The 18,829-nt window shown below is 71.4% G+C and carries 17 protein-coding genes; 4 read left to right on the forward strand and 13 right to left on the reverse strand.

Going from position 1 to position 18,829, the window contains the following annotated elements:
* Positions 1 to 8 precede the first annotated feature (8 nt).
* The 6 genes from sufU to EDF23_RS12585 all read right to left on the reverse strand — a co-directional run bounded on the left by sufU (position 9) and on the right by EDF23_RS12585 (position 6,647).
* Complete coding sequence (gene sufU, locus EDF23_RS12560; RefSeq protein ID WP_131921813.1) at positions 9 to 458, reverse strand: Fe-S cluster assembly sulfur transfer protein SufU; 450 nt, start codon at positions 456 to 458, stop codon at positions 9 to 11.
* The gene (locus tag EDF23_RS12565; protein ID WP_131921856.1) at positions 455 to 1,747 is read right to left on the reverse strand and encodes a SufS family cysteine desulfurase; all 1,293 of its coding nucleotides are present in this window, start codon (positions 1,745 to 1,747) and stop codon (positions 455 to 457) included. Before EDF23_RS12565 ends, sufU begins: the two co-directional genes overlap by 4 nt.
* 134 nt (positions 1,748 to 1,881) lie before the next feature.
* The gene (locus tag EDF23_RS12570; RefSeq protein WP_123292323.1) at positions 1,882 to 2,094 is read right to left on the reverse strand and encodes an antitoxin; all 213 of its coding nucleotides are present in this window, start codon (positions 2,092 to 2,094) and stop codon (positions 1,882 to 1,884) included.
* A gap of 96 nt (positions 2,095 to 2,190) precedes the next feature.
* Positions 2,191 to 3,474, reverse strand: a complete 1,284-nt coding sequence (locus EDF23_RS12575) for a chloride channel protein (RefSeq protein ID WP_131921814.1) — start codon at positions 3,472 to 3,474, stop codon at positions 2,191 to 2,193.
* A 60-nt stretch (positions 3,475 to 3,534) separates the two neighbouring features.
* Entirely contained in the window at positions 3,535 to 5,649 is a 2,115-nt protein-coding gene (locus tag EDF23_RS12580) for an alpha-galactosidase (protein WP_207895491.1), read from the reverse strand.
* A 14-nt stretch (positions 5,650 to 5,663) separates the two neighbouring features.
* Positions 5,664 to 6,647 (reverse strand): magnesium and cobalt transport protein CorA, encoded by a 984-nt coding sequence (locus EDF23_RS12585; protein WP_240347381.1) that lies wholly within the window; start codon positions 6,645 to 6,647, stop codon positions 5,664 to 5,666.
* Positions 6,648 to 6,811: 164 nt separating this feature from the next.
* Here EDF23_RS12585 and EDF23_RS12590 point away from each other — a divergent pair, with 164 nt between their 5' ends.
* Complete coding sequence (locus EDF23_RS12590; RefSeq protein ID WP_131921815.1) at positions 6,812 to 7,612, forward strand: tryptophan-rich sensory protein; 801 nt, start codon at positions 6,812 to 6,814, stop codon at positions 7,610 to 7,612.
* Positions 7,613 to 7,713: 101 nt separating this feature from the next.
* On the opposite strand, the gene ald is transcribed toward EDF23_RS12590, so the two are convergent.
* The 4 genes from ald to EDF23_RS12610 all read right to left on the reverse strand — a co-directional run bounded on the left by ald (position 7,714) and on the right by EDF23_RS12610 (position 12,357).
* Positions 7,714 to 8,814 (reverse strand): alanine dehydrogenase, encoded by a 1,101-nt coding sequence (gene ald / locus EDF23_RS12595; RefSeq protein WP_131921816.1) that lies wholly within the window; start codon positions 8,812 to 8,814, stop codon positions 7,714 to 7,716.
* Positions 8,815 to 8,942: 128 nt separating this feature from the next.
* Complete coding sequence (locus EDF23_RS12600; RefSeq protein WP_131921817.1) at positions 8,943 to 10,331, reverse strand: FAD-linked oxidase C-terminal domain-containing protein; 1,389 nt, start codon at positions 10,329 to 10,331, stop codon at positions 8,943 to 8,945.
* A 54-nt stretch (positions 10,332 to 10,385) separates the two neighbouring features.
* Positions 10,386 to 11,345 (reverse strand): AraC family transcriptional regulator, encoded by a 960-nt coding sequence (locus tag EDF23_RS12605; RefSeq protein WP_131921818.1) that lies wholly within the window; start codon positions 11,343 to 11,345, stop codon positions 10,386 to 10,388.
* A 49-nt stretch (positions 11,346 to 11,394) separates the two neighbouring features.
* Positions 11,395 to 12,357: a sugar-binding domain-containing protein gene (locus EDF23_RS12610; RefSeq protein WP_165901120.1), complete on the reverse strand. Its 963-nt coding sequence runs from the start codon at positions 12,355 to 12,357 to the stop codon at positions 11,395 to 11,397.
* A 191-nt stretch (positions 12,358 to 12,548) separates the two neighbouring features.
* On the opposite strand from EDF23_RS12610, the gene EDF23_RS12615 reads away from it, so the two are divergent.
* A complete protein-coding gene (locus tag EDF23_RS12615) occupies positions 12,549 to 14,309 on the forward strand; it encodes a glycerol-3-phosphate dehydrogenase/oxidase (protein WP_131845778.1) in 1,761 nt (586 codons plus the stop codon).
* 107 nt (positions 14,310 to 14,416) lie between these two features.
* Here the strand turns inward: EDF23_RS12615 and EDF23_RS12620 are convergent, their stop codons facing one another.
* Positions 14,417 to 15,073, reverse strand: a complete 657-nt coding sequence (locus EDF23_RS12620; protein WP_131921819.1) for a histidine phosphatase family protein — start codon at positions 15,071 to 15,073, stop codon at positions 14,417 to 14,419.
* A gap of 28 nt (positions 15,074 to 15,101) precedes the next feature.
* Positions 15,102 to 15,224 (reverse strand): type B 50S ribosomal protein L36, encoded by a 123-nt coding sequence (gene ykgO, locus EDF23_RS12625; protein WP_131879438.1) that lies wholly within the window; start codon positions 15,222 to 15,224, stop codon positions 15,102 to 15,104.
* Positions 15,225 to 15,281: 57 nt separating this feature from the next.
* Here ykgO and EDF23_RS12630 point away from each other — a divergent pair, with 57 nt between their 5' ends.
* Positions 15,282 to 16,310 carry a GTP-binding protein gene (locus tag EDF23_RS12630; protein ID WP_131921820.1) on the forward strand — a complete coding sequence of 343 codons (1,029 nt, stop codon included), beginning with the start codon at positions 15,282 to 15,284 and terminating at the stop codon, positions 16,308 to 16,310.
* A 240-nt stretch (positions 16,311 to 16,550) separates the two neighbouring features.
* On the opposite strand, the gene EDF23_RS12635 is transcribed toward EDF23_RS12630, so the two are convergent.
* Positions 16,551 to 18,083, reverse strand: coding sequence for an MFS transporter (locus EDF23_RS12635; RefSeq protein WP_131921821.1), 1,533 nt, complete (start codon positions 18,081 to 18,083; stop codon positions 16,551 to 16,553).
* A gap of 210 nt (positions 18,084 to 18,293) precedes the next feature.
* Between EDF23_RS12635 and EDF23_RS12640 the strand changes: the two genes are divergently transcribed.
* Positions 18,294 to 18,818, forward strand: coding sequence for a DinB family protein (locus EDF23_RS12640; protein ID WP_131921822.1), 525 nt, complete (start codon positions 18,294 to 18,296; stop codon positions 18,816 to 18,818).
* Positions 18,819 to 18,829 lie beyond the last annotated feature (11 nt).

The raw sequence follows: 18,829 nt of genomic DNA on the forward strand, positions 1-18,829 counted from the left end.
CACCCGGCTCAGCGGGACGCCGTCGCCTCACGCGCGGCGGCTTCCGCCGCGACCCAGGCGAGCATGCCGCACTTGACCCGCATGACGAACTTCGAGACGCCGTGGAAGGCGATGAGGTCCTCGAGGACGTCCTCGTCGGGCTCGCCGACGCCGCGGGAGCGCATCATCGTGCGGAACTCGTCGGTCAGTGCGAGGAGCTCCGGGACCGTGCGGCCGACCGCCATGTCGGTGAGGACCGATGCCGAGGCCATCGAGATCGAGCAGCCGTCGCCCTGCCAGGCGAGACCGGCGATGCGGTCGGTGCCCGGTTCGAGACGGATGCGGACGGTGATCTCGTCGCCGCACGTGGGGTTGCGCTCGAAGTGCGAGGCGTCGGCGTCGGGCAGGTCGCCGTCGCCGTGCCGGGCCTTGGCGTGGTCGAGGATGACCTGCTGGTACAGGCTGTCGAGGGAGTTCATACGGTCGCTCCGAAGTAGCCGCGGACCTCGCCGACGGCCGCGATGAACCGGTCCACGTCGTGCTCGGTCGTGTAGACGTAGGTGCTCGCGCGGCTGGTGGCGACCAGGCCGAGTCGGCGGTGCAGGGGTTGGGCGCAGTGGTGCCCCGAGCGGACGGCGATGCCCTGCGCGTCGAGGTACTGCGACACGTCGTGGGCGTGCACACCGTCGACGTCGAACGACACCAGGCCCGATCGCGGGACGCCGACCGGCGGACCGACCACGCGGATGCCGGGGACGGCGGCCAGGCCGTCGAGCATGCGCCGGGCGAGGTGCTCCTCGTGCGCGCGGACACGCTCCATGCCGATGCCCTGCAGGTAGCGGACGGCCTCGGCCAGGGCGACGGCCTGCGACACGGGCTGCGTACCGGCCTCGAACCGCTCGGGTGCCGGCATGAACTCCGACGCCTCCATGGTCACGGTGGTGATCATGGACCCGCCGGTGCGGAACGGGGGCAGCGCGTTCAACAGCTCGCTGCGGCCCCAGAGCACGCCGATGCCGTTCGGTCCGAGCATCTTGTGCCCGGAGAACGCGGCGAAGTCGACGCCGAGCTGCTGCACGTCGAGCGGCCGGTGCGGCGCGGACTGGCAGGCGTCGAGGACGACCAGTGCGCCACGGGCGTGGGCGAGACCGACGATCTGCTCGACGGGCGCGACCATGCCGGTGACGTTGGAGACGTGTGCGAACGCGACGACCTTGGTGTGGTCGGTGATCAGGGCCGCGGCGTCCTCGGCGGTCCAGGTGCCGTCGTCGGCGACCGGGACCCAGCGGAGCGTCGCGCCGGTCAGCGCGGCGAGTTCCTGCCACGGCACGAGGTTCGCGTGGTGCTCGGCCTCGGTGACCAGGATCTCGTCGCCCGGTCCGATGCGGAAGCGAGCGGCGTCGACCCCGCCGCGGCCACGGCTGGCGTTCGCGATGCCGTAGGCGACGAGGTTGAGGGCGTCGGTGGCGTTCGCGGTCCAGACGACCTCGCTCGGACCGGCAGCGCCGATGAAGTCGGCGACGGTGGCGCGGGCGTCCTCGTAGGCATCGGTGCTCAGCGCCGCGAGCGTGTGCGCGCCGCGGTGCACGGCGGCGTTGTCGTGCTCGAGGAACCGGCGCTCGGCGTCGAGGACCTGGGTCGGGCGTTCCGCCGTCGCCCCGGAGTCCAGGTACGCCAACGGTTGCCCGTTCACGTCCTGCGCGAGGATCGGGAAGTCCGACTTGATCGTCTCGACATCGGCCTCGGTGAGCGGCTGGTTCGGCGCCACGACTGTCACGTCTCGTCCTCCTGGTGTTGCTGTCCGGAGCAACCCGTCAATGGTGGCCGTTGTTCCCGACGGCGTCCAGTCGGCGCGGGAACGGCCCAGGACCACGCCGGGTCCTGGGCCGTCGCACGGTGGGGCTACTCGTTGCCGATCTTCTTGTCCGCAGCGTCGCGGGCACCGTCGATCTTGTCGTCGTACTTGCCGCCGGTGGCCTTCTTGACCGCGTCGGCGACGCCCCCGAGGACCTTGTCGCTGATGTCCTCGGCCTTCTCGCTCTTCAGGGCGTCCTGGACCTTGTTGTCCTTCAGGAAGTCCTGGGCCTTCTTCGTGATGTCGTCGAACCCCGCCATGGCCTGCTCCTCAGCTCGGTGCGGAGCCCGTCGCTCCGTCATGCCGCAGATCGTAGGCCGCAGAACCGTCGTCTGTCCCGGAACGTGACGAAGTGTTCACACCATCTGGGCGCTGCGTCGACGTGCCAGGACGTACCCGACCGCGACCGCCCCGGACACCGCGAGCAGCGACGGGATGAGGATGTCGGTGCCCTCCTGCGTGAACTCGACCACCAGGACGAGCGCCGTGAACGGGGCCCGCATCGTGGTCGCCAGGAACGCCGCGGCGCCGACGAACGCGAAGGCCGCCAGGCCCGGGCCGTCAGCCGGCCAGAGCAGGAGCCACGCGCCCCCGAGGCCGCCGCCGATCGCCGAACCGATCGCGATCGATGGTGTCAGGGTGCCGCCGACCGCGCCGGCACCGATCGTGGCCGACGTGGTGATCGTGCGGACGACGCCGAGCAGCAGGAGCAGCACGATCGGCGCCAGGCCGGCGACGGTGTCGTCGTCGAGCGAGGCGTTCATCGCGACGAGGCCCAGCGCCCGCCCGTTGCCGAGGATCTCCGGGAACGGCACCGCGATGAGCCCGACCATGGCGAACACCACCGGCAGCACGACGAGCAGGTGCCAGCCCTTGGGCGCGATGCCCTGCAGCCGGTTGGTGAGCTTCACGAACCCGACGCCCGCCAGGCCGAGGACGGGCCCGACGACGATCGCCCAGACGAGCAGCGACGGCGACATGTGCATCGCCGGCACGTGGTAGAGCACCTCGTCCGGGATCACGAGCCGGGCGACGAACGCGGCGACCGCACTCGTGGCGAACGCGGGCAGGGCCGTGGCGAAGCTGATCTCGCCGAGCAGGACCTCGACGGCGAAGAGCGCACCGCCGAGCGGGACGTCGTACACCGCGGCGAGGCCCGCTGCCGCTCCGCAGGCGACCAGGATCTTCGTCTCGCGCGGGGTGAGACCGGCACGACGGGTGACGAGTTGGGAGAGCCAGGCGCCGACCTCGCGCGGGGCGACCTCCTTGCCGATCGAGGCGCCGAGCCCGACCGCCAGGATCTGCACGCCGGCGTTCGCCAGGGTCGCGAGTGCGGGCATCCGCTTGCCGCCGACCGCCGCGGTGACCGACACGATCGGACGCCCCCAGCGCCGGAGCGCCCACCAGGCGAAGCCCGTCAGGACACCGGCGGCCACGAGGGCGAGGAACCGGTTCAGCGCCGACGGTGCGTCCGCCGCCTCGAGGTGCCCACCGAAGCCGTACCCGAAGGCCACGAACTGGATGAGCTGCAGCGCGAGCCACACGGCGATGCCGGCGATGCCGCCGGAGACGCCCACCAGGGCGGTGACGACGGCGAGCTTGAGCGCCCAGACGGGGGTCGCGTGTCCGGAGCGCGGCATGTCGGAAACCCTAGCGGCTCCGATCACCGGCACCGGGCCTCCCGGTCGTCCCGCCTGTCGTCAGACGGCCGTCAGCCGGAACGGGACCACGCAGTCGGCGGGCATGAGCGGCGGGTGCAGGCCGACCGTGCCGAGCACCCGACCGCTGAACACCCGTGCGCCGCTCCACCAGTCCGGCCGGACGATCCCGTGCCCGTCACCGACCACGATCGGGTCGACGCGGTACGAGACGTCCGGGTCGAGGTCGCGGAAGGTGACCCGGCCGGTGCCGGACACCTCGGACCGCCCGATGCTCGCCAGGAAGAAGACGGCGTGCTGCCGGTCCGGCGTGACCGTGCCGTACACGAGCCGGGAGTCGTCGACCTCGTCCATCCGCACCAGGTCGCCGCCGTGCAGCAGCCCGCGCAGCTCCTTGTACAGCGCGATCCACTCGGCCAGCGACGCCGACTCCTCCGCCGTCGCCTCGGTGAGGTCCCACTCGATGCCCAGGTGCCCGACGAGCGCGGTGCCGGCCCGGAAGGCCAGGTCGTGGACGCGGCCCGTCGAGTGGTTCCTGCCGCTCGCGATGTGCGCGCCGAGGAGTTCCGGGGGCAGGAGCTGCTGCGTCCACCGGTGCATCTGCTGCCGCTCGAGGGGGTCGATGTCGTCGGACACCCAGACGCGGTCGGTGTGCTCGATCACGCCGAGGTCGACCCGGGCGCCACCCGACGCGCACGACTCGATCTCGAGCGTCGGGAAGCGCTCCTTCAGGGTCGCCATCAGCCGGTACGTCGCCAGGGTCTGCTCGTGCACCGCCGCGCCGCCACCGGGGAACCCGGCCTCCACCAGGTCGCGGTTGTGGTCCCACTTGACGTACTCGATGCCGTACTCGCCGATGATCGCCGTCATCCGCTCGAGCACGTACTCGTACGCCTCGGGGATCGCCAGGTCGAGCACCTGCTGGTCGCGGGACCGCATCGGCAGTCGGCCGTCCGCCTGCATGATCCACTCCGGGTGGGCGCGGGCGAGGTCGCTGTCCTCGTTCACCATCTCGGGTTCGAACCACAGGCCGAACTCCATGCCGAGGGCCCGGACACGGTCCACGATCGGCCCGAGCCCGTCGGGCCAGACGTCCTCGTCGACGTACCAGTCACCGAGCCCGAGGTGGTCGTTCCGGCGGCCGCGGAACCACCCGTCGTCGAGCACGTACCGCTCGACCCCGAGGGCCGCGGCGCGCTCCGCCAGGTCGGTCAGCCGGGCGAGGTCGTGGTCGAAGTACACGGCCTCCCAGACGTTGATCGTCATCGGCCGCGCAGTCGTCGGGTGCTGCGGCCGGCTGCGGAGCCACCGGTGGAAGCGTCGGGCCTGGTCGTCGAGCCCGTCACCGTGGGTGAACCACACCCACGGCCCCTCGTACGTCTCGCCCGTGCCGAGCCGGACCTCGCCCGGCAGCAGCAGTTCGCCGCCGCCGATCACCTGGCGCCCGGTCGACAGGCGTTCGGCGTGGTGCCGGTGGTTCCCGCTCCACCCGGTGTGCACGCCCCAGACCTGCCCGCGGGCGAAGCCGAAGCCGGGCTCCCCCACCGTCAGGACGGTCGCGGCGTCGGCGCCGGTCCGGCCCTTGCGGCTCTCACGCTGGTGGGTGCCGACGACGAGTTCACGGCGTTGCGGGGTGCGTTCCTTGCCCCACCGACCGGCGAAGTCCAGGACCTCGCGCGCACCGGACGGGATCGGCATCGCCACCGTCAGGTCGTCCACCGTGTAGACGCCGTCGGCGGTGTTCGTGACGGCAGCCCGGGCACGGACGAGTCCGGAGACGAGCACCTCGATCGTCAGCCGGACCGCGAGCCCCGCGGTGTCGTCGGCAGCCTCGGCCGTGACGGTCGTGTCGGTGACGTCGAGCGCCCGCACGGTGAACGCCGGCGACCAGTCGTGGCCGTCGCGGTGTCCGGCCAGGCCGGGTCGTCCGCTCCACCCGCGGTTCGGCTCGGGCAGCACGGCGACACGGACGGGGTCGTCCATCTCGTTCTGGGCCACGGGGGCGACGTCCGCGTCGGCGAGTGCGACGAGCGCGTCGTCGTCGAGTGGCCCGAGGGCTGCTCCCCAGTGGACCACCGCGGGCAGCGCGTGGTCACGGCAGTCGAGGACGAGGGAGACGCCCCCGGCGGTCAGGTGGACGAGGTCGTACGAGGTCACGGCCCCAGTCTTCCTCAGAACCAGCGCTTGACCTTGAACACGACCCACAGGATCGCGGCGAACAGGATCATCCCCACGATCGACAGCGGGTAGCCCCAGGTCCACGTCAGCTCGGGCATGTGCGTGAAGTTCATGCCGTAGATGGCGGCGATGAGCGTCGGGGCGAACAGGATCGCCGCCCAGCCGGAGATCCGCTTCGTGTCGTCGTTCTGCTTCTGCGCCGCGAGCGTCGAGTCGACCGTCAGGGCGTTCTGCAGCAGCTGCCGGAACGTGTCCAGCCGCTCCACCGTGCGGATGGCGTGGTCGAGGACGTCGCGGAACCGGCGCTGCATCTCGATCGGCAGGTGGTACTTCTCGGCGCCGCGGTGCAGGTTCTCGATGATGTGGATGAGCGGGCGCGCCGCACGCTGGAAGTCGACGACCTCGCCGAACAGTTCGTAGATGCGCCGCGAGACCCCGGCCTCGCCCGCGAACAGCTGGTCCTCGATCTGGTTGATGTCCTCTTCCAGCCCGTCGATCACCGGCACGTAGCCGTCGACGATCGTGTCCATGAGCGCCCAGAGCTGCGCCTGCGGTCCGACCGTCACCAGGCCGGGCTTGCCGCTCATCCGCTGCAGTGCTCGCGGGACGGTCGGCTTGCCGCGCGGGTCGGCCTTCACCACGACGAGGAAGAAGTCCTCTCCGACGAAGGCGTGCACCTCGCCGAACGCCACCTCTTCCTGCCCGTCGTTGTAGAGCGCGGGCTTGAGGACCACGAAGAGCGTCGAGCCGTACCGCTCGAGCTTCGGTCGCTGGTGCCCCTCGGCGGAGTCCTCGACCGCGAGCTCGTGCAGGCCGAGCGCGACCGCGACGTCGCCGAGCTCCTGCGCGTCCGGTTGGTACAGCACGATGCACGCGCTCGCGCCCTGCTCGTCGAGCATCCGGAAGGTGTCGTCCAGCGACGGACTCGCCATCGGGGCGATCCGGTCGACGTACACGGTGTTCATCTCGACGCTCACGCGACCACCGTACGCAGGTGACCGGCTTTCGGACGGGAGGCCCGTGGCGGGCCCGCCACGGGCCTCCCGTCCGCCGTCCCCCACAGGCTGAACGCACGCTGCGCGCCCGACAGGACCGCCCGCCTACGGTGCAGGTCATCAGCATGCTGACGAAGGGAACGGTCATGAAGAGGATCTGGAAGCGCATCGCAGTCGCCGTGAGTGCCGTCGTCGCGGTGGTCGGGGCGTTCGTCGGGTCCGGCGCCGCCGGCGGGACGCCGATCCAAGACGCTGCCGGCGGAGCACTGTCCGCGTCGTCGACCGCCATCGCACCGGACGGCCCGGCGTTCTCGATCTGGAGCGTCGTCTACGTCGGCCTCATCGCCTACGCCATCCGCCAGCTCTTCCGCACGTCGGACGATGACCGGCACGCGAAGCTAGCGGTGCCGGCGATCCTGTCCCTGCTGCTCAACGCGGCGTGGATCCTGTCGGTGCAGTTCGGGTTCCTGTGGGCGAGCGAACCGATCATCGTGGCCCTGCTCGCGGTGCTGGTCTGGACGTTCACGATCCTGCGACGGACGAAGCCCTCCGGCGTCGTCGAGGCGATCGTCACCGACGGCACGTTCGGCCTCTACCTCGGGTGGGTGTGCGTCGCGACGGCAGCGAACACGGCCGCGGTGCTGACGGCAGCGGGCTTCCGGGGCTTCGACCTCGGGCAGGACGTCTGGGGTGTGCTCGTCGCAGCGGTGGCCGGGCTCGTCGGGCTGCTGCTGGCGGTGTGGGGTCGGGGTCGCCTGGCGCCGATGCTGTCCCTGGCCTGGGGTCTGGCGTGGGTGGCGGTCGCGCGGCTCGACGGTCCGCTGGTGTCGACGCCGACCGCCGTGGCCGCGGTGGTCGCAGCCGCCGCGGTCGTGGTGGTGACGGTCGCCGTGCGGACACGGGCGGGTTGGTCCGGCGCGCGTGGCCTGGCGGCGCGCACGGCGTAGCCAACATTCGCGCTCAGCGACAGTTCACGGCCGCGAGGCTGCGTGAACTGTCGCTGAGCGCGAAACAACGCGCGCCAGCGCCGGGTCCGCAGGCGGCCGGCCTACCGCGCCGACGCCACCAAGCCGTGCGCGGCCGCCACGGCCTCGTTCTTGACCTGGCCGGCGTGCACGTTCAGGCCGAGGGCGAGCGACGGGTCGGCGGCCAGCGCGGCCTCCCACCCGCGGTCGGCGATCGCGACGGCGTACGGCAGCGTCGCGTTCGTCAGCGAGATCGTGCTCGTGCGCGGGACGGCACCGGGCATGTTCGCCACGCAGTAGTACACGGTGTCGTGCACCGCGAACGTCGGGTCGTCGTGGGTGGTCGGGTGCGAGCCCTCGAAGCAGCCGCCCTGGTCGATCGCGATGTCGACGAGTACCGATCCCGGCCGCATGTCCGCGACCATGGCGTCGGTGACGAGCTTCGGCGCGGACGCCCCGGGGATGAGCACGGAACCGATCACCAGGTCGGCGTCCCGCAGGGCTTCCGCGATGGCGTGCGCCGACGACCGCAGCGTGGTGATCCGCCCGTCGAACCGGGCGTCGAGCGCGCGCAGGCGGGGCAGGCTGATGTCGAAGACCGTGACGTCGGCCCCCATGCCGAGCGCCATCGTCGCCGCGTGCTCGCCCGCGACCCCACCGCCGATCACGACGACACGACCCTTCGGCGTGCCGGGCACCCCACCGAGCAACAGCCCGCGTCCGCCGTTCGTGCGCATCAGGTTGTAGGCGCCGACCTGGGCGGACAGCCGCCCGGCGACCTCGGACATCGGCGACAGCAGGGGCAGCGAGCGGTCCGGCAGCTGCACGGTCTCGTAGGCGATCGCGGTGGCTCCGGAGTCGATGAGCGCGTCGGTCAGCGGGCGGTCGGCCGCCAGGTGCAGGTACGTGAAGAGCACCTGGCCCGGACGGATGAGCGGGTACTCGGACGCCACCGGCTCCTTGACCTTCAGGATCAGCTCGGCGCGCGCCCAGACCTCGGCGGCGGTGTCGACGATCTCGGCGCCCGCGGTGCGGTACTCGTCGTCGGGGAACGCCGACCCGGTGCCGGCTCCGGCCTGCACCAGGGCCTGGTGGCCGTGCAGCGCCAGCTCCGCGACACCCGCCGGGGTGGCCGCCACGCGGTACTCGTTGTTCTTGATCTCGGTGGGGACGCCGATGCGCATCGCAGACTCCTTCGTGGGTGGTGCTCTCGTCCACACCATTCAGCGCCGGATTCGTTGCGGTGACGTTACGGTCGAAGATCCTGACGACGCACGGCGCATCCGTGCGATGAGATTCGGCGATCAGTCGCTCAGAAGACCTTGCCCGGGTTCAGGATGCCTGCCGGGTCGAACACCCGTCGGATCCCCCGCTGCAGCTCGAGCACGTCGTCGCCGAGCTCGTCACCGATCCACCGACGCTTCAACACCCCCACGCCGTGCTCGCCGGTCAGGGTGCCCCCCAGCTCGATCGCGGCACGGAACATCGCGTCGGCGGCGTCCCAGACGTGAGCCGGCACCTCGTCGCCGTCGAAGACGAAGTTCGGGTGCAGGTTGCCGTCGCCGGCGTGCGCCACGGTCGGGATCGGGACACCGTGTTCGCGACCGATCTCCTCCACGCGGGCGAACATCTCGGCGAGCCGGCTGCGCGGCACGGCGACGTCCTCGATGAGCACCCGGCCTCGCGACTCCATCGCGGCGTGGAAGGACCGGCGGATCGTCAGCAGGCGCTCGCGTTCCGCCTCCGACCCGGCCAGGTGCACGGTTCCGCCCTCGGCCTGGAGGCGCGGCACGGCTCCCAGCGCGGCCTCGGTCGCGCCCGGGCCGTCGAACTCCACGAGCAGGAAGACCCCGCCCGCCGCGGTGCTCCCCACCGTCTCGACGATCACCTCGGGTCCGAGGTACGCCGCGATCCCCTCGAGGGCCAGGGCGTCCAGCAGCTCGACCGTCGACGGCCGATCCGCTCCCGCCACGACGGCCGCTGCCGCGGCTGCCGCCTGCTGCACGGACGGGTAGACGGCCCCGAGGGTCGCAGGCTCCCCCGCCGGGATCGGCACGAGTCGGACCGTCGCGCCGACGATGACACCGAGCGTGCCCTCGGACCCGACGAGCAGCGCCGTCAGGTCGAGACCGGTCACCCCCTTGACGGTGCGGTGGCCGGTCGACACGAGCCGGCCGTCCGCCAGCACGACGTCGAGTCCGAGCACGGCCTCGCGCGTGACGCCGTACTTCACGCACCGCAGACCACCGGCGTTCGTGGCGATGTTCCCGCCGACGCTCGCGATCGCCGCACTCGCCGGGTCCGGTGCGAAGCGCAGCCCGTGCTCGGCGACGGCGGCGTTCAGCGCACCGTTGAGCACCCCGGGTTCGACGACGGCGAGTTCGTCCTCGACGGACACCTCGACGATGCGGTCCATCCGCGCGACGCTGAGGACCACCGTGCCCTCGGTGCCGTTCGCGCCACCCGCCAGACCGGTGCCGGCGCCGCGCGGAACGACGGGGACGCCCAGGGCCGAGCAGGTCCGGAGTGTCGCCTGCACGTGCTCGACGGTGCGGGCCTCGACGACCGCGACCGGACCGCCAGGGGCGATCCAGCCGGACTTGTCGGTCCGCGCGGCGTCGAGCACGCCCGGTTCGGTCCGGACGACGGTGCCGTCGGGGTCTTGCAGTGCGGAACGGAGCTCGGTGACGACGGTGTCCATGTCGTCACGCTACCGCCGCCGGGTGGACTCCCCGGCTCGGTGCCCCCACGGCGGTCAGCGCGTGCGGAGCGACTCGCTCGGCAGCTCGCCGAAGCGGGCACGGTACGTCGCCGAGAACCGCCCGAGGTGTCCGAAGCCCCACGACCGGGCGATCTCGGCGACCGAGGTCTCGTCGCGCGCACCCCCGAGCAGGTCTGCCCGCGCACCGTCGAGCCGCACCTCGCGCAGCAGGTCGCCGGGCGTCTGGTCGAGGTGCCGTCGCAGGGACTGCTGCAGCCCGCGCGGGCTGAGCCCCGCCGCCGCGGCGATCTCGGGTGTGCCGATGGGTTCGCGGGCGTGCTCGTGCACGAAGTCGAGCGCCCGGCGGACGCGCCCGTGCTCCGGACCGCCGCCGGCCACGGTCGAGCGCCAGCGATCGCGCTGCGGGAACGCACGGATCGCAGCGGTCGCGAAGGCCTCGGCGATGTCGCGCTGCGCGATCGGGTCGAGGTCGTGGTCCACGTCGAGCCACGTCGACGCGTGCGTCCGGACCACGTCCTGCCACGCGGCCGTGCCCGCAGCCGTCGGGCGCTGCATCGGCTCGAAGGCGAAGTCGTCCTCGCCGACGATCGCCCGGACGAAGTCGCGGTCCAGGTGCACGAGGTTCAGCGCGATGTCGCGGTGGTGCAGGGAGTACGGCTCGGCGAACGGCAGCACGACGGGCACGCCGGCTTCGAGCGCCCAGGTCTCGCCGCCGCAGGTGATCCGGCTGGAGCCACTCCGCATCCAGGCCACCAGGAACTCGTCGTCGACCTGGCTCTCGCTGCGCAGGTCGACCATGAACCGCGACGACCGCAGCGACATCCGGTCGTCGCCGACGCCGGCGAAGTCCCAGTGCGCGGTGGGGCGGGTGCGCCGGACCGCGGGTGCCCGGAAGTCGTAGTCGCGCCCGAAGAAGGCGAGCGCCTGGTCGACGTCCGTGCCGACCACGCGACGGGAGTACCGGCCGCCCGGTCGGTCCATCGAGATCACCATGGCCGAGACCGTACCCGGCACCCCCGACAGAACCGGGTCACATCCTGACTCAGGGCTGCAGGATCGCCTGCCCGACGCTCTCGTCCAGGATCAGGTCCGTGACGAGCCCGGACGCCAGCGCACCCCGCAACGACGCGGCCTTCGACCGGCCCGCGACGACGCAGACCCGACGCGGAGCGCGCTTGATGGTGTCGAGGTCCGGCCCGCCGGCGCGCGCGTTCACGCCGATGTCCCGCCACGACCCGTCGGCCCGGTAGAACACCGTCGAGACGTCCCCGACGACCTGGGCCTTCGTGAGCTCGTCGCGGTCGGCGGGGTCGAGGTAGCCGCCGGAGTACACGTGCGACGGCACCGGGGCCTGCGGGGCGCCGACACCGAACACGACCAGGTCCATCCGCTCGTGCAGGTCGAGCACACGGCGGATCGAGCGCTCGCGGAACAGCGCCTCCTTCGTGGCGGGGTCGTCGAAGAACGCGGGCACCGGGAACTGCTGCACGAACGCGCCGTACGCCTCGCCGAACCGCCGCAGGATCTCCGAGGCGTAGACGATGCCCGTGGTCCGTGTGTTCGCGGCGCCGTTGATCTGCACGATCGTCGAGCCGTGGGTGGTCTTCGGCACGAGGTACCGGCTGACCGCGCTCACCGTCGAGCCCCACGAGATCCCGATCACCATGTTCGACTCGACGTACTGCGTCAGGATCCGCGCGGCGGACAGGGCGACCCGCTCCAGCCGGTCGACGTCGCTCGTGTGGTCCGGCACCGGGACGACGTGCGCGTGCACCCCGAACCGCGAGCGGATGCTGCGGCTCAGCGCGGCCGCCTGGTCCAGGGGTGAGCGGATCTGGATGTCGACGAGACCGGTGTCCCTGGCGTACTTCAGCAGGCGCGACACCGAGGACCGCGAGGTCGCGAGTTCGTCCGCGATGGCGTCCATCGTCAGGTCCTGCAGGTAGTACAGGTGGGCGGCGCGCAGCGCCTGCTGCGTGCGCATGGGCTGAGCCGCATCGCTCATGGTGCTCCGATCTGTCGAACGCAACCATGCACGGACGTGCAGGGCCTCTGCAACCCCTGTCGTGCCTCCCGGCCCCCGGATCGGAGCGCACGACACGTGTGCTGCACGTTCGTGCACGCAAGTTGCCCGACCTCCCAAACCGGCGCACGATCGATCCTGACCACGAGAACAGACGAAGGAAGCGACGAACCATGTCGAAGAAGACACAGCCCCGGAACACGGTGACCGCCCTCACCGAGCGCCCGAACGCGCAGGTCCTCGTCGTCGGCGGCGGCATCAACGGCATCGCCACGTTCCGCGACCTCGCGCTGCAGGGCGTCGACGTCGCCCTGGTCGAGCGCGGCGACTACGCCTCCGGTGCGTCCGCCGCGTCGAGCCACATGATCCACGGCGGCATCCGCTACCTCGAGAACGGCGAGTTCCGCCTGGTGCGCGAGAGCGTCCAGGAGCGCAACGGCCTCATCCGCATCGCCCCGCACTACGTCAAGCCGCTGCAGACCACGATGCCGATCTTCTCGACGTTCTCCGGCATCATGAACGCCCCGCTGCGCATGCTGACGCACAAGCAGCGCTCCACCAAGGAGCGCGGCGCGATGCTCATCAAGATCGGCATGACGATCTACGACTCCTTCTCGCGCGACGGCGGCTCCGTCCCGAAGCACGTCTTCCGCACCAAGAAGGCCGCGCTCGAGGACATGCCCGCCCTCAACAAGGACCTGAAGTACACGGGCACCTACTACGACGCGAGCGTGCACGAGCCCGAGCGCCTGGCCCTCGACGTCCTCAAGGACGGCATCGCCGCAGGCACCGGGACCGGCTCCGCCGCGACCGCCCGCGCGACGAACTACGTCGAGGCAGCTGGCACCCGCGACGGCGGCGTGCTGCTGCGCGACCGCGAGACCGGCGAGGAGTTCGTGTTCACCGCCGAGGTCGTCATCAACGCATCCGGCCCCTGGACCGACCTGACGAACGAGGCGTTCGGCGGCGAGACGAAGTTCATGGGCGGCACGAAGGGCTCGCACATCGTCGTCCAGAACGACGAGCTGCTCGAGGCCACCAAGGGCCGCGAGCTGTTCTTCGAGAACGACGACGGACGCATCGTCCTCATCTACCCGCTCAAGGGCCGGGTCCTCATCGGCACGACCGACATCGACGCCGACCCCTCGAAGCCGGTCACGACCACCGACGAGGAGATCGACTACTTCTTCGGGCTCGTGAAGCACGTGTTCCCGCAGATCGACGTCACCCGCGACCACATCGTCTACAGCTACTCCGGCATCCGCCCGCTCCCCCGCCACGAGGACACCGCCCCCGGCTTCGTCTCGCGTGACTACCGGATCGTGGACACCCAGATCGCCGGGCTGCCGAAGTCGACCGTGCTGTCGCTCGTCGGCGGCAAGTGGACGACGTTCCGCGCCCTCGCCGCGCACCTGTCGACCGAGGCCACCACGAAGCTCGGGATGACCCGCAAGGTCGACACCACCGGCATGGCGATCGGCGGTGGCAAGGAGTTCCCGACCACCGACGCGCAGCGCGCCCTGTGGATCACCTCGCACCGTGACGGTCTGGACGAGTCCCTGGTCGAAGGCCTGCTGGAGCGCTACGGCACCCGTGCCGCCGAGGTCGTGGACGTCCTGACCGACGGCCCCGTCGAGGCGCTCGAGTCCGACCCGTCGCTCACCCGCGCCGAGGTCGCGTACTTCGCCGAGCACGAGCAGGCCGTCCACCTGGTCGACGTGGTGCTGCGCCGCACGAACCTCGCGTTCGTCGGCGGTGTCACGATCGACCTGCTCGACGAGCTGGCCGACGTGCTCGCCGGGGCGCTCGACTGGACGCCCGAGGAGCGCGCGGACGAGGTCCAGCGCACGCTCGACGTGCTGCGCGAGGCGCACCGCGTGATCGTGCCGCTGACGTCCGCAACGGCACAGGCGTCGGCGTCGCAGCTCGCGTAGTCGACGCGACCGCATTCGGACGGGAGGCCCGGTACCAGCTGGTACCGGGCCTCCCGTCCGTCATGAGGTCGCCTTCGCGAGCCGTTGGTCGCGTCGGCGACCCTGCGTCAGTAGCGCTCGCCGGTCGGGTCCAGCGCGGTGCGGTCGATGAGCTGGTCACCACCGATCGGCTCGCCCTCCCAGTCGACCAGGTGCCAGCCGTCGGCGAAGGACCCCTCGAGCTCGACGATGCCGGTGTTCTCCAGGTGACGCTTGGTGCCGAAGTGGTCCGGGGTGTTGTCGGCGGCCGCGCTCGCCCAGGTACGGATCGCCGCACCGTGACTCACCGCCGCCGCCACGCCGACGCCGGTGGCCTCGATCTGCCGCACGGCGTCGTCGTACCGCTCGAAGAACTCGAGCCCGCTCTCCGCCCCCGGCATCCGGGTCGTGCGGTCCCCGCCGGACCAGCCGTGCACCGTCGAGATGTACAGCTGCACGGACACCTTGTCGCTCTTGCCCTGGGTGTCCCCGGCCTCGATCTCACGCAGACCGGGCAGCACGACGGGCTCGAGCCCGAGCGACGCCGCCAGGGGTGCCGCGGTGATCTGCGTCCGGACCATGGTGGAGGCGAAGAGCCGCTCGATCCCCCGGTCGGCCAGGGCTGCCGGCAGGGCGTCCGCCTGCTGCTGGCCGAGCTCGGTCAGTCCGGGTCCGGGCACCTCGGCGTCGAGGACGCCGTTCACGTTCGCGGGGGTCTGGCCGTGGCGGATGAGCAGCAGTCGCATGGATCCACCCTACGGACCACCGCCGACGTCAGCCCTGGCGGGTGTTCCAGCGGGGGTTCTGCTTGTTGATGACGTAGGCCCGGCCGCGGCGACGGACGACCTGCGAGCCGGGGATCTTCTTCAGTGCCTTGAGCGAGTTGCGGACCTTCATGGTTCTCCTCCGTCGGCGCTCTCTTGTTGAGAACGGTTTTCAGGTAGGGTACCCGACATGCGTGCTGCTGCCATCACCCTCGTCACCGCCCTCCACGAGGCCGACGCCGACCGCGTCGCCGCCCGGATCACCACCGGGCACCGGATGCACGTGGACGGGAGCGCGTTCGCAGCGGCCCGCGCGGTCGCCGAGCGGGCTGACCACCTCGACCGCGCCTGCGGCCCCGACGCCGACCACGGCCTCGTCGTCACCCTGCGACCCGGCTCCGACGCCCGCGCCGTGGGCATGATGCTCGCGAACGCCGCCCGGAGCGAGACCGGCGACGACCGGGTGCTCCGACACGTGGTCGGGGTACTGCGTGCCGACGACATCGCCCACCTGCTGTGGTCCGACGTCGACGACGCGTTCGTGGCCGCCGACCGGGTGGCGTCCCTCGTCGAGTACGCGACCGTCATCGCGCTCGACCGTCTCGCGCCACTGTCCCTGCGCCGCCGTCGCGCACTGGTCGCACTGCTGCACCGGCTCGCACCGCAGGCCGAGATCGTGGCGCTGCCCGCACTCCGGACCGCGCGCGACCTGCCCGCGTCGAACGGCGGGGCCGCTCGGGTCCTGGCCTCGGGCGCCGGGTGGATGCGCGCCCTGTCGAGCGGCGCCGACACCGGCCGGGACGCCCGCGACGACCTGGTCGCGATGCGCTACCGGGAGCCGCTGCCGTTCCACCCCGGGCGACTGGCCACCGTGATCGAGCGAGACCTGGCCGCCGGTAGCTCGGGCCGGGTGCTCCGCTCGAAGGGGTTCTTCCGGCTGGCGTCACGCCCGGACCACGTCGGCTCGTGGTCGAGCTTCGGGGCGATGCTCGCGCTCGACCCCACCGCGAACCCGTCGTGGGACGCCGACGCCCCGATCGGGCAGGCGCTGTGGTTCGTCGGCGAGCGGCTCGACGTGCGGGCGATCGAACGTGCCCTCGACGGGGCGCTGCTCACGCCGCCGGAGCTGCTGGCCGGGCCGGATCTGTGGCGCGGGTGGGCGGACCCGTTCCCCGTGTGGCCGGCGGTGGACCCGGCGTCGGAGCACCGGCACGAGTGAGGCGGGTGCGTGCGGGTGCGTGCGTGCGTGCGTGCGCATCTTCCGACAGAACACGAGTCGATCGACGCGTGGATCGTCGCAGCATGCACACGCATCCCGTGCGTGCGCATCTTCCGACAGAACACGAGTCGATCGACGCGTGGATCGTCGCACCATGCGCACGCACAGACGGGAGGCGCGGTGCAGGTCGGACCTGCACCGCGCCTCCCGCCCGTGGTCGCGTCGCGAGCGCCCCCGGCGTCAGCGCGCCGGCACGCCCTCGGCGTCGGCGGCCTCGCCCGCGGCCCGGGCGGCGGCGTCCTGCGCGGCGAACGGCAGGTCCCCCAGGTCCAGGTTCGGGTTCGTGTCCTGCGTGAGCACGAGTTCCTTCGCCTCGGCCTCGGTCTCCACCGCCGGCATCGAACCCGGCAGCGGACGGCGCGAGGACTCCTTCATGCAGAAGACGCCGATCGCACCGACCACGCTCATCGCCATCAAGAAGTACGCCGGGGCGAGTTCGTCCCCGGTCACGGTCAGCAGCGCCTGCACGATCAGAGGCGTGGTCCCACCGAAGACCGCGATGGCGATGTTGTAGGCGAAGCCCATGCCGCCGTACCGCGTCGAGGTCGGGAACAGCGCCGGCAGCGACGCCGCCTGGTTCGACACCCACAGCGCGGTCATCAGTGCGAGCAGCCCGAGTCCGGCCAGCGTGGACCACTGCGCACCGTGCCCGATCAGCATGAACGCCGGCACGACGAGCACCACGGTCGTCGCGGCACCGATCCACATCACGACGCGTCGACCGAGCTTGTCGGACAGCTTGCCGGTGAGCGGGAGCATGACCGCCAGGAGCAGGAGCACCGGGATCGTCAGCAGTGTGCCGTCGAGCGGCGAGTACCCGAGCGAGTCGGTCAGGTAGGTCGGCATGTACGAGGTCAGGGCGTACCCGACGGTGTTCGACGCCGCGACGAGCATGATCGCGATGACGATCGGCCGCCAGTGGTCTCGGACCATCACGAGCACGTTCGCGGGACGCTCCCCGTCGAAGGACGCGCGGGTCTCGGACGCGGCCTCCTGCGCGGCCTGGGTCGCCTGGAACACCGGCGACTCCTCGATGCGCAGACGGAACCAGATCGCGACGACGCCGATCACACCGGCCGCCAGGAACGGGAAGCGCCAGCCGTAGGCGACCATCGCGTCCTCGCCGAGGGTGATCTGCAGCACCGAGACCACGGTCGCACCGAGCGCGAAGCCCAGGTAGCTGCCGAAGTCCAGGATGCTCGCGAAGAACCCGCGGCGACGGTCCGGGGCGTACTCGGTCACGAAGGTCGTCGCACCGGCGTACTCACCGCCGGTGGAGAACCCCTGCGCCAGCTTCAGCACGACCAGCACGACCGGTGCGAACACCCCGATCGTCGCGTAGGCGGGCAGCGCTCCGATGAGGAACGTCGACGCCGCCATCATGATGAGCGTCGTCGCGAGCACCTTCTGGCGCCCGATGCGGTCGCCGAGACGGCCGAAGACGATGCCGCCGAGCGGACGGGCGATGTACGTCGCAGCGAAGACACCGAGGCTGAACAGGATCTGCACGGCGGGCTCGGCGGTCGGCAGGAAGACCTTCCCCATCGTGACCGCCAGGTAGCCGTAGACGCCGACGTCGTACCACTCCATCGTGTTGCCGACGACCATGCCGCTCACCGCGCGGCGCATCATGCTCTTGTCGACCACGGTGACGTCGCTCTCGCGCAGACGTCGGTGCGGCCGGGTCGGGGTATGGCTGGGATCGGAGCCCATGTCTCTCCTCGAGGATCGTGACGAGCCGGCAGGGACCGGCTCGGGCCGGCGGAGACCGGCTCGGGAACAGCGAGCGACGTTACCGAGCAACCGAAATGTCATTGGCCGGTGATTCCCAGGCAGCGGCGTGTCACCCGAACGGGGGGAAGGCCCGATCCGCATGCGTCTGCGGATCCGCCAGGCTGAGTAACGAGGACATAACATCGGCGCATGGCGATCGAACCCGAGACGAAGAGCTGGACCTGGGTCATCGAGGGCACCTGCCCCGAGTGCGGCTACGACGGCACCACGGTGTCGATCCGCGACGTGCCGGGGATCATCGACGCGAACACGACCGCGTGGCCGACCGAACTCGGCCGGGATGACGTGCGCGAGCGTCCCGACGACCACACCTGGTCGGCACTCGAGTACGGCGCCCACGTGCGCGACGTGCACCGGAAGATGACCGAGCGGCTCGCCCTGATGCTCACAGAGGACGCCCCGACGTTCCCGAACTGGGACCAGGACGCCACAGCGGTCCAGGACCAGTACGGCGAGCAGGACCCGGCCGTCGTCGTCCGGGAGCTCGGCGAGGCCGCACACCGGGCAGCGCGGGCGTTCGACGAGGTCCGTGACGACCAGCTCGAGCGCACCGGACTGCGGTCGGACGGCAGCGCCTTCACCGTCGCGAGCCTCGCGACGTACTACGCGCACGACCCCGTCCACCACCTGTGGGACGTGCGGCGCACGCACTAGGTTCGGGCGTA

The sequence above is a fragment of the Curtobacterium sp. PhB128 genome (genome assembly GCF_004340725.1).
Taxonomy (GTDB): domain Bacteria; phylum Actinomycetota; class Actinomycetes; order Actinomycetales; family Microbacteriaceae; genus Curtobacterium.